12 protein-coding genes are annotated in these 12853 nt (G+C 66.7%); 5 read left to right on the forward strand and 7 right to left on the reverse strand.

From position 1 onward, the window contains the following. Positions 1-112: 112 nt before the first annotated feature. From carB to V8F63_RS07360, 6 genes are all read right to left on the reverse strand, one after another. Positions 113-3412: a carbamoyl-phosphate synthase large subunit gene (gene carB / locus V8F63_RS07335; RefSeq protein ID WP_227157429.1), complete on the reverse strand. Its 3300-nt coding sequence runs from the start codon at positions 3410-3412 to the stop codon at positions 113-115. Positions 3413-3422: 10 nt separating this feature from the next. After that, complete coding sequence (locus tag V8F63_RS07340) at positions 3423-3743, reverse strand: ribonuclease E inhibitor RraB (RefSeq protein WP_134582329.1); 321 nt, start codon at positions 3741-3743, stop codon at positions 3423-3425. A 172-nt stretch (positions 3744-3915) separates the two neighbouring features. Beyond that, positions 3916-4446, reverse strand: a complete 531-nt coding sequence (locus V8F63_RS07345; protein WP_392355055.1) for a TonB-dependent receptor — start codon at positions 4444-4446, stop codon at positions 3916-3918. After that, a complete protein-coding gene (locus V8F63_RS07350; protein WP_392354910.1) occupies positions 4341-5375 on the reverse strand; it encodes a TonB-dependent receptor in 1035 nt (344 codons plus the stop codon). The genes V8F63_RS07345 and V8F63_RS07350 overlap by 106 nt, the downstream gene beginning before the upstream one ends. A 170-nt stretch (positions 5376-5545) precedes the next feature. Then, positions 5546-7234 (reverse strand): TonB-dependent receptor plug domain-containing protein, encoded by a 1689-nt coding sequence (locus V8F63_RS07355; RefSeq protein ID WP_392354911.1) that lies wholly within the window; start codon positions 7232-7234, stop codon positions 5546-5548. A gap of 223 nt (positions 7235-7457) precedes the next feature. Further along, positions 7458-8156 carry an HAD family hydrolase gene (locus V8F63_RS07360; protein WP_312446986.1) on the reverse strand — a complete coding sequence of 233 codons (699 nt, stop codon included), beginning with the start codon at positions 8154-8156 and terminating at the stop codon, positions 7458-7460. A 133-nt stretch (positions 8157-8289) separates the two neighbouring features. Between V8F63_RS07360 and V8F63_RS07365 the strand changes: the two genes are divergently transcribed. From V8F63_RS07365 to V8F63_RS07385, 5 genes are all read left to right on the forward strand, one after another. Further along, on the forward strand, positions 8290-9003 hold the full coding sequence (locus V8F63_RS07365; RefSeq protein WP_392354912.1) for an SDR family NAD(P)-dependent oxidoreductase: 714 nt from the start codon (positions 8290-8292) through the stop codon (positions 9001-9003). 9 nt (positions 9004-9012) lie between these two features. Next, entirely contained in the window at positions 9013-10008 is a 996-nt protein-coding gene (locus V8F63_RS07370) for an amino acid permease (RefSeq protein ID WP_392354913.1), read from the forward strand. Positions 10009-10022: 14 nt separating this feature from the next. After that, positions 10023-10319: a hypothetical protein gene (locus V8F63_RS07375; RefSeq protein WP_392354914.1), complete on the forward strand. Its 297-nt coding sequence runs from the start codon at positions 10023-10025 to the stop codon at positions 10317-10319. Between the two features lie 86 nt (positions 10320-10405). Further along, positions 10406-11566, forward strand: a complete 1161-nt coding sequence (gene carA, locus V8F63_RS07380) for a glutamine-hydrolyzing carbamoyl-phosphate synthase small subunit (RefSeq protein WP_392354915.1) — start codon at positions 10406-10408, stop codon at positions 11564-11566. Positions 11567-11706: 140 nt separating this feature from the next. Then, a complete protein-coding gene (locus tag V8F63_RS07385) occupies positions 11707-12534 on the forward strand; it encodes a hypothetical protein (RefSeq protein WP_392354916.1) in 828 nt (275 codons plus the stop codon). A 6-nt stretch (positions 12535-12540) separates the two neighbouring features. On the opposite strand, the gene V8F63_RS07390 is transcribed toward V8F63_RS07385, so the two are convergent. Further along, complete coding sequence (locus tag V8F63_RS07390) at positions 12541-12816, reverse strand: hypothetical protein (RefSeq protein ID WP_392354917.1); 276 nt, start codon at positions 12814-12816, stop codon at positions 12541-12543. Positions 12817-12853 lie beyond the last annotated feature (37 nt).

The raw sequence follows: 12853 nt of genomic DNA on the forward strand, positions 1-12853 counted from the left end.
CGTGAAGCCGCCCCTCCACCGCTTCGCGGTCCCCCTCCCCATGAAATGGGGAGGAAAGGAAAAGCCCCCGCTGATCGCTCGGCGGGGGCTCTGTTCAACTCGAAGCCTGGTCTCAGTTGTAGCTCTGGATCGGGCGCACATCCATTTCGCCGTGGCGGACGGCGGCGATGCCCTGGGCCGCGGCCAGGGAACCCGCGGCGGTGGTGTAGTAGGGGATCTTCATCATCAGGGCCGTGCGGCGGATCGAGAAGCTGTCGGCCAGGGCCTGCTTGCCGTCCGTGGTGTTGAAGACCAGCTGGACCTCGCCGTTCTTCATGGCGTCGACGATGTTCGGACGGCCTTCCAGCACCTTCTTGACCAGGCCGACGTCCAGGCCCTGCTCGCTCAGATAGGCGTGGGTGCCGCCGGTGGCGATGACGGCGAAGCCTTGCGCCAGCAGCGTCTTCACCGCCTCGACGATGAAGGGCTTGTCGGCGTCCTTGACCGAGACGAACGCCGTGCCCTCGGTCGGCAGGATGGTGCCGCCGCCGGTCTGCGACTTGGCGAAGGCGCGGGCGAAGGCGGGCGCCAGGTCGGCCTCGCCCTCACGCTTCCAGTCCAGGCCCATGACCTCGCCGGTCGAGCGCATTTCCGGGCCCAGGATGGTGTCGACCCCGGCGAAGCGGGCGAAGGGGAAGACGGCTTCCTTGACGGCGATGTGGTCCAGTTCCTTGTCGACCAGGCCGAAGGACGCCAGCGGAACCCCGGCCATGACCTTGGCGGCGATGGCGGCGACCGGCTGGCCGATGGTCTTGGCGACGAAGGGCGCCGTGCGGCTGGCGCGCGGGTTCACTTCCAGCACGAAGATGCGCGGGTTCTCGCTGTGCGGCTCCTCGATGGCGAACTGCACGTTCATCAGGCCGCGCACCTTCAGGGCCTTGGCCATGGCGGCGGTCTGGCGCTTCAGCTCGGCCACGGTCTCGGGGCGCAGGGAGAAGGGCGGCATGGAGCAGGCGCTGTCGCCCGAGTGGACGCCGGCTTCCTCGATATGCTCGAGCACCCCGGCGACGAAGACGGTCTCGTCGTCGCACAGGGCGTCCACGTCCACCTCGGTGGCGCGGTTCAGATAGTGGTCGATCAGCACGGGGTCGTCGCCCGAGACGCGCATGGCCTCGTGGACGTAGCGGTCCAGCTGCTCGCGGTCGTGGACGATCATCATGCCGCGGCCGCCCAGGACGTAGGACGGGCGCAGGACGACCGGATAGCCGACTTCCTCGGCCTTCTGGGCGGCTTCCTCGGCGGAGCGGGCGAGACCGTTCGGCGGTTGGATCAGGCCGATCTCGTTCAGCATCTGCTGGAAGCGCTCGCGATCCTCGGCCAGGTCGATGGAGTCGACGCTGGTGCCCAGGATCGGCACGCCGTCTTCCTGCAGCGCATGGGCCAGCTTCAGCGGGGTCTGGCCGCCGAACTGGACGACCACGCCGATCAGCTCGCCCTTGGAGCGCTCGACGTCGATCAGTTCCAGCACGTCCTCGGCCGTCAGCGGCTCGAAATACAGGCGGTCGGAGGTGTCGTAGTCGGTCGAGACCGTCTCGGGGTTGCAGTTGACCATGATGCTCTCGACGTCGATGTCGGCGAAAGCGAAGGCCGCGTGGCAGCAGCAGTAGTCGAACTCGATGCCTTGGCCGATGCGGTTGGGACCGCCGCCCAGGATGACCGCCTTCCTGCGATCCGAAGGGGCGGCTTCGCAGGCCGGGACCTGGCCCAGGGCCCCGGTCTCATAGGTCGAATACATATAGGCGGTGGCGCTGGCGAACTCGGCGGCGCAGGTGTCGATGCGCTTGAACACCGGGCGCACGTTCAGGGCGCGGCGGGCCTTGCGGACCTCGCCCTCGGTCTTGCCGGTCAGGGCGCCCAGGCGGGCGTCGGAGAAGCCCTTGGCCTTCAGTTTGCGGAAGTCGGCCGCCTCGGTCGGCAGGCCCTGGACGCGGACATGGCCCTCGGTGCGCACGATGTCGGCGATCTGGCGCAGGAACCACGGTTCATACGAACAGGCGGCGTGGACCTCCTCGACCGTCAGGCCGTGGCGGAAGGCCTGGGCGATGACGCGGATGCGGTCGGGCGTCGGCAGGCCCAGGGCGCGGATCACCGCCGCCTTGACCGAGGCGTCGTCCTCAGCCCCGGTCACGCCGTCGATCTCGATATCGTCGAAGCCGTTTAGGCCGGTCTCCAGTCCGCGCAGGGCCTTCTGCATGGATTCCTGGAAGGTGCGGCCGATGGCCATGACCTCGCCGACCGACTTCATCGCCGTGGTCAGCGACGGCTCGGAGCCCGGATATTTCTCGAAGGCGAAGCGCGGGATCTTGGTGACGACGTAGTCGATGGCCGGCTCGAAGCTGGCCGGGGTGACCATGGTGATGTCGTTCTTCAGCTCGTCCAGCGTATAGCCGACGGCCAGCTTGGCGGCGATCTTGGCGATCGGGAAGCCGGTGGCCTTGGACGCCAGCGCCGAGGAACGCGACACGCGCGGGTTCATCTCGATGACGACCAGACGGCCGTCCTTGGGGTTGACCGCGAACTGGACGTTCGAGCCGCCCGTCTCGACCCCGATCTCGCGCAGCACGGCGATCGAGGCCGCGCGCATCATCTGATATTCCTTGTCCGTCAGGGTCATGGCCGGGGCGACGGTGATGCTGTCGCCGGTGTGGACGCCCATCGGGTCGATGTTCTCGATCGAGCAGATGATGATGCAGTTGTCCGCATGATCGCGGACGACCTCCATCTCATATTCCTTCCAGCCCAGCACCGACTCTTCGATCAGCACTTCGGTGGTCGGCGACAGGTCCAGGCCCCGCTCCACAATCTCGTGGAATTCCTCGACGTTGTAGGCGATGCCGCCGCCGGTGCCGGCGAGCGTGAACGACGGGCGGATGATGGCGGGCAGGCCCACGAAAGCCAGGGCCTCGTCGGCTTCCTCGATGTGGTGGATGGCGCGCGAGCGGGGCGATTCCAGACCCAGCTTGTCCATCGCGTCGCGGAACTTCTGACGGTCCTCGGCCTTGTCGATGACCTCGGCCTTGGCGCCGATCATCTCGACGCCGTGGCGGGCCAGGGCGCCCGAGGCGTTCAGCGCCAGGGCGGTGTTCAGCGCCGTCTGGCCGCCCATGGTGGGCAGCAGGGCGTCCGGCTTCTCCTTGGCGATGATCTTCTCGACCATCTCGGGCGTGATCGGCTCGATATAGGTGGCGTCGGCCACCTCCGGGTCGGTCATGATGGTGGCGGGGTTCGAGTTGACCAGGATGACCCGGTAGCCTTCCGCCTTCAGCGCCTTGCAGGCCTGAACGCCGGAATAGTCGAACTCGCACGCCTGGCCGATGACGATCGGACCGGCGCCGATGATCAGGATGGACTTGATGTCTGTGCGCTTGGGCATCGGCGTCTACTCAGTTCGTCACGACCGCGCACTCCCAGCCGTCGTAGTCGAGCTGGAAGGCCGCGGCCCAGGTTTGCATCATGGCCGACACAGGCGCAAAAGACGCCTCGTCGACCGGCATGGTGGTCTCCAGGACGGTCATGTCGCCCTGGCCCCGCGTCAGGAAGCCCGCACGGCGGGCCACCTCGCACAGGTCGCCGTGCGCCTCTTCCTCGCCGTAGAAGTAGAACAGCGTATGGCGCGGGGTGATCCCGCTGTCGCCCTGCTCTGCGAGCGCGGCGCGCACCATGGCGTCCTTTTCTTCATGACTGGTCAGGGCGGCGGTCTCCACGCGCGCAGACGGCCGGGCGCGAGCGCTGTCGCGGCCGATCCGTTCGGGTTGTCGGTTAAGCGGCCCGTTTAGAGAGGAGGGGGCCGGGGGCAAGGGCTTATCCCCCCGAGCGCACAAGAAAAAGGGGCGGCCCGTAAGGACCGCCCCCAGAGTTTCAAACCTCGTCCGTCCTTTAGAAGGGACGGAAGTTCAGGCCGACGAAGAAGCGACGGCCGTACGGGTCGAAGTTGGAGTAGATGGTGGTGCCCAGGATGTCGCGCTGTTCGGCGTCAAACAGGTTCACCACGCCGGCGCGCAGCGTCAGGTCTTCACGCACGTTGTAACGCACGGTCAGATCGTGACGGACGAAGTTGCCGGTGTCCATCTGGTCGGCCAGACGCGAGTCCGCGTTGTTCACGAAGTCGCGGGCGCGGACGATGTTGGTGGCGGACTGCCAGTCGGCGGTCCAGTTCACGTTCCAGATGTCGTTCGGACGCCAGGACAGCGACGAGGCCATGCGGACGCGCGGGTAGGCGTTGGTGCCGCTCAGGCCGATGCTGGCCGCCAGTTCGTTGTAGTCCGACGGATCCGCCTCGTTCAGGTACTGCTTCTGCTCGATCAACCACGAGCCTTGCAGACGCCAGTCGAAGGAGCCCCAGTTCTTGCCCCAATCCGCGGTGTCCCACGAATAGTTGGCGCCGAAGTCCAGACCGCGGGTTTCCAGGGCCGCGTAGTTGAACGAACGCTCGATGAAGCCGCCGATGGGATCGCCCGAGGGGCGCCCATGCCGAACGGAATGTTCGGGTTGTTGCGGAAGATCGAGTTACAGGCGTCCATGTTCAGTTCGGCGCCGCTCACGCAGTTGGCGGCGATGCCGGCGGCCGACACGGCGGCGATGACCTTGTCGATGCGGATTTCATAGTAATCCAGCGACAGGGTCAGGCCCGGGACGTAGCTCGGCTGATAGACGGTCGAGAAGGTGAAGGATTCCGACTCTTCCGGCTTCAGGTCCGGGTTGCCGCCCGAAACGCCGGCGATGCCCGAGGTGTAGTTCGGACGGAAGTCGTCGGTGTTGGTGGCGGTTGCGCCGGCGAAGTCGAACGACAGGCCCTGCTGTGCGGCCAGGGCCGTACAGTTCTTCACGCGGTTGGCCTTGATCTCCTGGTCGTCCAGATTCGCGATGTTGGCCGTGGCGCACGGGTCGCTGAAGTTGTTGGCGAACGTCTGGCCGTAGGGCGAGTAGTTCTCACCCAGGTTCGGCACGCGAACCGAGGTGTTGAAGCTGGTCTTGAAGGTCAGATCGCGGATCGGACGGTAAACCAGGTTCACGCCGTAAACGTCGACGTTGCCGACGGTCGAATAGTCGGCCCAGCGGTACGAACCGCTGAGTTCGGCGTATTCGCCCATGAAGGAGTCGCGGAACAGCGGCACGGAGACTTCCGCGAACAGTTCCTTGGACTCATAGCTGACTTCCGGGAAGTCGGCGCCGGTGTTCAGGAACAGCAGGCGGTCGCCGGCCGTGGTGCTGCGGCCGACGGCCGAGGTGGTTTCCTTGCGCCATTCGCCGCCGAAGGCGAAGCCCAGGTTGCCGGCGCCCCAGAAGTCCCACAGCTCGGTCGAGATCGAGCCGAGGAGCTGGTGCTGCTCGTTCATTTCCTCGACGCGGACGAAGGCGTCGACGTAGTCCAGAGCTTCGGCCGACTGGTTGCCGGCGCCGAAGATGTTCAGCGGGGTGCACTGGGCGATGGCGTTGCGGCCATACTCGGTGTCACGCAGGTCGCCGCCACGGACCTGGTCGGCGATTTCGGCGACGCCGCGAGCGTTCAGGAGGGTCGAGCGGCAGACGATGGCGCCGGGGTTCCCAGCAGGCCCGTCGTGTCGACCACGGCGTCAGCGGCCAGGGCCATGCGCTGCACGTCCACGCCACGCTCGATGTTTTCGATCTCGACCTTGCCGTAGGTGTAGCCCAGATCCCACGACAGGGACTTGGCGAAGCCGATCGGACCGTGGTCGCCGTCGAAGCCGACGACGTAGCGCTGCAGGTCGCGGGTGTTCTTCTGCGAACGCTCGGGACCGAAGAAGCTGTGACGCGCGATCGGCAGGGCTTGCGAACCGATCAGCTCGCCGGCGTTCTGGGCCGTCGGCGGGGCGTAGATGTCGATCTTGTTGTTGGCGATCGCGCTCTTCATCGACTGCGGCAGGAAGGCGTTGTCGTCCCAGCGCAGGTCGAAGGCCGAGGTGGCCCAGATCGAGTTTGCTTCACCGGCTCCGTAGGAGTCGTTGTCCAGGTCGACGTCGAAGAACGTCGGCTGGCCGCGCATGAAGGTTTCCTCGGTGATGTATTTGGCCGAGGCGTGGAAGTTGATCGAGTCGGTGACCTTGAAGTTGGTCCCGACCTGATAACGCTGCGATTCCGACGCCGGAATGCGGCTGTAGCCGGCGACTTCGCCGATCGGCATGCCGTCGCCGCCGATGTTGTACGGGCGGTTGATGCCGACGTTGCCGACGCGTTGACCGAAGTTGGCTTCACGGGCCGCGCCGCCGTCATAGACGAAGGTCTTGCCCGGCATGATGCCGTAGCAGTTGGCGGCGTAGGTGAAGTCGCCGTCCGAGAAGCAGTTCTGGTACGGGACGTTCGGGTTGGTCAGGTCGCTGGGACGCTGCAGGTTGGCCAGGGTGGTCTGACCCCACGGCAGGATGTCCAGGCGGTTCAGGCCGTAGAAGACCTGGGCGTCCAGACGGCCGTCATACGAATTGTTCGTCGGGTCGGCGTCGATGGCCAGGCGGGCCGGGCCGCGACGGATCCAGTCGATGTCCATCGAGTCGACGTTGTCGATCTTCTCATACTCGGCGTGAGCATAGACGTTCAGACGGTCGTCGAAGAAGTTCTTGCCGATCAGGCCCGAGATGCGGCGGGTGGCTTCGCCGTTGTCGTTGATCTGGCCGTAGTTGGCGTCGATCTCCAGGCCTTCGAAATCCTTCTTGAGGATGAAGTTCAGCACGCCCGAGACGGCGTCGGCGCCGTAGACCGACGAAGCGCCGCCGGTGATGATCTCGACGTTCTGGATCAGCAGACGCGGGATGGCGTCGACGTCGACCGACAGTTCGCCGCCCGAAGAGCCGACGTGGCGACGACCGTCGACCAGCGTCAGGGTGCGGTTGGCCCCCAGCGAGCGCAGGTTGGCCAGCGACAGGCCGCCGGTGTTCAGGCTGGAGCCGGTGGTGTCGGACGGCACCGTCGAGTTTTGCAGAGCCGGGATGGTGGCCAGGTAGTCGATCAGGCTGGTCTGGCCGGTCGACAGGATCTCTTCCTGCGTAACCTGGATGATCGGGGTCGGCGCGTTGGCGGCGCTACGACGGATACGCGAACCGGTGACGACGATTTCGCCGACTTCAGTGGCTTGGGCGTCCGACGCGGGCTGTTCAGCGACCTGGGCCGAAGCAACGCCAGCGGCGGCGATTGCGCTGATCAGAACAGTGCTGCCCAGCAAACGGGAGCGGGTAATACGCATACAGTTAAGCCTCACATTGCGACACGGTACGAACCATGATCCGCCACAGGATTGCCTCAACCAGATGAGGTCAAGTTGCATCGCTCGCATGAGGGCCGAAGTACGACGGTAATGTTGCCGTGTTGCAAATTTGGGACGAAATCTGTCCAATAATGACGAGATAACGGCACGTTATTGTGACAAATGGGGCGAACTGTGTTTGAAAGTGGGCCAAATAGCTTGGTTATGGTTCGACTGTCTGAAGCCAGTCTGACACTTCATCGAAACGGCTCAGGCTGACGAAACGGGGATGGCCTTCGGGGGCTTCGGCCAGCTCGTGCGCCCATGTGATCGGGTATGGGATATGGATTCCCCAGGCGCCGGCCTCGATGGCGGGCAACACGTCCGATCGAATGGAATTGCCGACCATTGCGGCGTCGGCGGGGGCGACGCCGTGACGGGAAAATACAGTTTGGTAAGTTCCCCGGTCCTTTTCCGACACAATTTCGACGCCCGAGAAGTAGTCGCCCAGTCTTGAGGCGGCGAGCTTGCGTTCCTGGTCCATCAGGTCGCCCTTCGTGATCAGAATGAGGCGGTAGCGCGTCGACAGATCGGCGACCGTCTCGGCGACGCCAGGCAGGGTCTCGACCGGGTGGACCAGCATTTCGCGCCCGGCGGCCAGGATTTCCCGCACGATGTGGGGCGGCGCCGAGCCGTCGCACAGCTCCATCGCCGTCTCCAGCATCGACAGGGTGAAGCCCTTCACCCCGTAGCCGTAGAGCCGCAGGTTGCGCCGTTCGACCTGCGCCAGGCGGTCCATCATCACCGGCTCTTCGGCATGGTCGGCCAGCAGTTCGGCGAACCGCTTCTGGCTGAGGCGGAAGAGAGTCTCATTGTGCCAGAGGGTGTCGTCGGCATCGAGGCCGACCGTGGTGATGCTCATGGGGGCGTCGTCCAGGCGCGAGGGGGCTGCCCGCTTCCTAAACCCGCGTGGATGGCGAAGGTAGGGCGTCATCGGTCCAGAGGCGGTTCAGCGGCGTATTCCCGGCGACAGGCGCGCGCGAAAGGCGAAAGACATGAGGACGGGTTCGGCGATCATCGTGGGGGTGTCGGGCGGCGTGGGGAGGGCGCTGGCGCAGCAACTGGGTCAGGCGGGCGACCGCGTGGTGCACGGCCTGTCGCGTACGCCGGCGGCGCCCATCGAGGGCGTGACGCACGGCTATCTGGATCTGGAGGATGAGGCCAGCATGGCCGCCGCCGCCGCGCGCATCGCCGAGGGTCCTGCGCCGACCCTGGTCATCGTGGCGACCGGGGTGCTGCACTCCGGCCAAACGCCCGAACGGAGCTGGCGCGAGTTGTCGGCGGAGCATCTGATGCGCGACTATCGGATCAACGCCGTGGGGCCGGCTTTGGCGGCGCGTCACTTCCTGCCCTTGCTGCCGCGCGACGGGCGGGCGGTGTTCGCGGCCCTGTCGGCGCGGGTCGGGTCAATCGGCGATAACCGGCTGGGCGGCTGGCACAGCTATCGCGCGTCCAAGGCGGCGCTGAACATGATCCTGAAGACCCTGTCGGTGGAACTGGCGCGCACCCATCCGCAGGCGGTGGTCGCGGGCCTGCATCCGGGCACGGTGGACACGGCTTTGAGCGCGCCCTTCCAGCGCGGGGTCAAGCCCGAGAAGCTGTTCTCGCCCGCCTTTTCCGCCGCCAGCCTGCTGACGGTGATCGAGGGGCTCACGCCGGCCGACAGCGGCGGCGTATTCGCATGGGACAGCGCGCGAATTCCCGAGTAAAGGGCGCGTATGAGCCAACTGGACGTCCTGCCTGAACCGTCGCGCCGCATCGGCTGGGGTCTGGCCGCCCTGGTGGTGGCCGGCAATATGATCGGATCGGGCGTCTATCTTCTGCCCGCCACCCTGGCGCCGACCGGCAGCAGCAGCCTGATCGGCTGGATCGTCTGCGGCGTCGGGGCCGTGACCCTGGCGCTGGTGTTCGGCGGTCTGGGGCGAATGCAGCCCGAGGCCGACGGCCTGTCGGATTTCGCCCGGCGCGGTCTGGGGCGGTTCCTGGGCTATCAGACGGGACTGGCCTATTGGGCGGCCTGTCTGACCGGCAATGTCGCCGTGGCGGTGGCGGGGACCGGCTATCTGGCCTTCTTCTTTCCGGCGCTGAAGGAGCCGCTGTGGGGCGCGCTCAGCAATCTGGCGCTGATCTGGCTGACCACGGCGGCCTATGCGGCCGGGTCGAAGACGGCGGCGCGCTTCGGGGCGATCACCCTGGTGCTGGGTCTGATCCCCATCGGCCTGGCCATCATCGCCGGCGTCATCGCCTTCAGCGGCGACACCTTCGCAGCGTCGTGGAGCCCGGCGGGCGAGCCGCTGATGAAGACGGTTCCGGCGTCGCTGGCCGTGATCTTCTGGGCCTTCCTGGGCGTCGAGAGCGCGGCGGCCCTGTCCAGCCAGGTGAAGAATCCGGCGACCGATGTCGGCCGCGCCTCGCTGGGCGGGGTGCTGCTGGCCTTCGTCGTCTATGTGGCGGCCAGCGTGGCGGTGTTCGGCGTCATCCCGGCCGACGTGCTGGCCCATTCGACCAGCCCTTACGCCGATCTGGTGGCGCGGGTCATGGGGGCCTCGGTGGCCGGTCTGGTGGCGGCCTGCGCCGTCATCAAGGCGACCGGCACCATCGCGGGCTGGACCATGATGGGGGGCGAGACGGCGCGCGCCTCGGCCGAGGCGGGCTGGCTGCCGCGCTGGTTCGGCGGTGCGCAGAAGGGCAAGACGCCCCTGTCCAACCCCTGATCAACGGCGTCATCATGAGCGCCATGGTGATCGCCAGCGCCCAGCCGACGCTGGGCCAGCAGTTCGGCGTGCTGATCGGCGTGACCTCGGTGCTGACGCTGTGCCTTTACGCCCTGTGTTCGGTGACGCTGTGGAAGCTGACGACCAAGCCGGGCTGGCGTCTGCTGGCCGTCGGCGGAGCGGTGTTCTCGGCCTTTGCGGTTGCGGCGGCGGCGGGCGGGTACATCTGGCCCAGCGTCGGCTTCTTCGCCGTGACTAGCCTGGCCTGGTTGTGGGTTCGCAAGCGCCAGGGGCGCTTCCAGACGGCATAATCTCAGGCCGTGTTGACACGGCCCCTTCATCTCTTTAGCGACCCCGCCGTTTGTCCGCCCGTATTCACTGCTAGGAGCCCTGCGCCATGACGACTCAAATCCTGTCCGGCGCCACCGGCGTCCTCGTGCTCGCAGATGGAACGGTGCTGTCGGGAATCGGCGTCGGGGCGACCGGATCGGCCGTGGGTGAAGTCGTCTTCAACACCGCCATGTCGGGCTATCAGGAAATCCTGACCGATCCTTCGTACATGAGCCAGATCCTGGCCTTCACCTTTCCGCACATCGGCAACGTCGGCGTGAACCTGGAAGACGTCGAGCAGATCGGCGAGGCGCCTGAGCGCGCCGCGCGCGGCGTCATCCTGCGCGACGTGCCGACTGAGCCGGCCAACTGGCGCGCCACTGGAAGCCTGGATGGCTGGATGGCGTCGCGCGGCGTCATTGGTCTGGCCGGCGTGGACACCCGCGCCCTGACCCAGCTGATCCGCGAGAAGGGCGCCCCGCACGCCGTCATCGCCCACGACCCGGAAGGCCGGTTCGACCTGGAGGCCCTGACGGCCGAGGCTCGCGACTGGAAGGGCCTGGTCGGCCTGGACCTGGCCAAGGACGCCTCGACAACCCAGGCCTTCGAATGGACCGAGGGCGCCTGGGAATGGCCGACCGGCTACGCCAAGCCTGAGGCCGGCGACAAGTCGGTGGTCGTCGTCGACTATGGCGTCAAGCGCAACATCCTGCGCGCCCTGGCCTCGACCGGGGTGAAGATCACCGTGGTCCCCGCCTCGACCACGGCCGAGGACATCCTGGCCCGCAATCCTGACGGCGTGGTCCTGTCGAACGGTCCGGGCGATCCGGCCGCGACCGGCGAATACGCAGTGCCCGAGATCAAGAAGCTGCTGGATAGCGGCAAGCCCTTGATGGGCATCTGCCTGGGCCACCAGATGCTGGCCATCGCGCTCGGCGCCAAGACGCTGAAGATGGAACAGGGCCATCACGGCGCCAACCACCCGGTCAAGGACCTGACCACGGGCAAGGTCGAGATCGTGTCGATGAACCACGAGTTCTCGGTCGACGGCGCCAGCCTGCCCGAGGCGGTGGTTGAAACACATGTGTCGCTTTTCGATGGCACAAACTGCGGCATCGCGATGAAGGACCGTCCGGTGTTCAGCGTGCAGCATCACCCGGAGGCCTCGTCGGGTCCGACCGACAGCCTCTATCTGTTCAAGCGTTTCGTGGATTCCATGAGGGCGTAAATGGCTTCACCGGCGGCGAAGTCGGCCTATCTGGGCTGGGTAACCGCCGCGATCGCGGGCGAGAGGGGGCCTCTCCGACCTTTGCGGCGGCTGAGCATGATCTGATCCTGGGCTACGCCACCGGCTATGAAGCGGCCGATGTGGCGGTCTTTGTGCGTTCCCTGCGGGCGGTCTACGCCGGGCCCGTCGTGCTTGTGACGGATCAGGAGCCGGCGCTTCTGGACTTTCTGGCGCAGCATGGCGTGGAGTCTGCGCCGCCGCCTTCGGCCTGCAACGGCGTCTGGCGTCCGCATCCGGTAATGCAGCGCTTCGCCGCCTTCGACGTCCTGATGAGCGAGCGGCCCTGGGCGCGCCAGGTGTTGCTCACGGATGTGCGCGACGTGGTCTTTCAGGCGCCGCCGTTCGATCCGCCGCCCCAGAAGCTCGAGTTCTTCGTCGAGTATGACGGCGGGCTGAAGGGGCATGCCTTCAACATGAAATATCTGCGCGGCGTCGGCGGCGAGGCCGTGGCGCGCGCTTTGGCGGACAAGCCGTGCGTCTGTGTCGGCACCGTCGCGGGGCCGCGCGCGTGCATGATCCGTTTTTGCCGCACCTTGTTGATGCTGGCGGCCATCCCCCGGTCAGAGATCGGCGGCGCCTTCGGAGCGGATCAGGCGGCGTGTAACATCGCTCTACACCTGGGCCTGATCGAGGGAGAGACGCGGCCCAACTACGGCCGCATCGCCACCGTCGGCCTGACGCCCGGCGACGCGCTGTCGCTGGACGGGACGGGACGGATCGTGAACCCGGACGGCGGGGTCAGTCCGATCGTGCACCAGTATGATCGCCACCCGGCGCTGATGGCCGCCATGCACGAGCGCTGGGGGCAGGGTTTCGAGGCGCGCGAGCGACGTCGGGGCAAGAGCCTGTCCGAGCGGGGGCGCAAGCTCAGAGATTCCGTCGCGCGACGCCTGCCGGAACTGCGCTGAGGCGTCCTAGGGCAGGAAGGCCGGTTCGGCGCGACGCAGGGCGGCGGCCTTGCTGACGGCGACGCAGGCCGCATGGAGCCAGTAGTCGGCGTCCTCGCTGCGGTTCTCCTGACGCCGGAGCCAGCCGCGCTGACGGCGCAGGGCGGCGTTGGCCAGCAGGCGGGCGTGTAGCGCGCGCGGGTTGAGCAGGGGAACAGCGGGAGAGCCGGGGACGGCGACGGCGTCGGGGCCTTGGGGCTCCACCGCCGGGCGGGCGATGGCGATGAACATGAGAATACCCATCTGAAAACGGCGGTTGTCGCGGTCTGCGACGGGGCCG

This window comes from Brevundimonas sp. LF-1 (assembly GCF_037055305.1).
In the GTDB taxonomy this organism is placed as follows: domain Bacteria; phylum Pseudomonadota; class Alphaproteobacteria; order Caulobacterales; family Caulobacteraceae; genus Brevundimonas; species Brevundimonas sanguinis.

Coding starts and splice junctions, on each gene's coding strand:
- carB (WP_227157429.1), bottom strand. CDS start 3,412: ATGCCCAAGCGCACAGACATCAAGTCCATCCTGATCATCGGCGCCGGT.
- V8F63_RS07350 (WP_392354910.1), bottom strand. CDS start 5,375: ATGAACGAGCAGCACCAGCTCCTCGGCTCGATCTCGACCGAGCTGTGG.
- V8F63_RS07355 (WP_392354911.1), bottom strand. CDS start 7,234: ATGCGTATTACCCGCTCCCGTTTGCTGGGCAGCACTGTTCTGATCAGC.
- V8F63_RS07360 (WP_312446986.1), bottom strand. CDS start 8,156: ATGAGCATCACCACGGTCGGCCTCGATGCCGACGACACCCTCTGGCAC.
- V8F63_RS07365 (WP_392354912.1), top strand. CDS start 8,290: ATGAGGACGGGTTCGGCGATCATCGTGGGGGTGTCGGGCGGCGTGGGG.
- V8F63_RS07370 (WP_392354913.1), top strand. CDS start 9,013: ATGAGCCAACTGGACGTCCTGCCTGAACCGTCGCGCCGCATCGGCTGG.
- V8F63_RS07375 (WP_392354914.1), top strand. CDS start 10,023: ATGAGCGCCATGGTGATCGCCAGCGCCCAGCCGACGCTGGGCCAGCAG.
- carA (WP_392354915.1), top strand. CDS start 10,406: ATGACGACTCAAATCCTGTCCGGCGCCACCGGCGTCCTCGTGCTCGCA.
- V8F63_RS07390 (WP_392354917.1), bottom strand. CDS start 12,816: ATGGGTATTCTCATGTTCATCGCCATCGCCCGCCCGGCGGTGGAGCCC.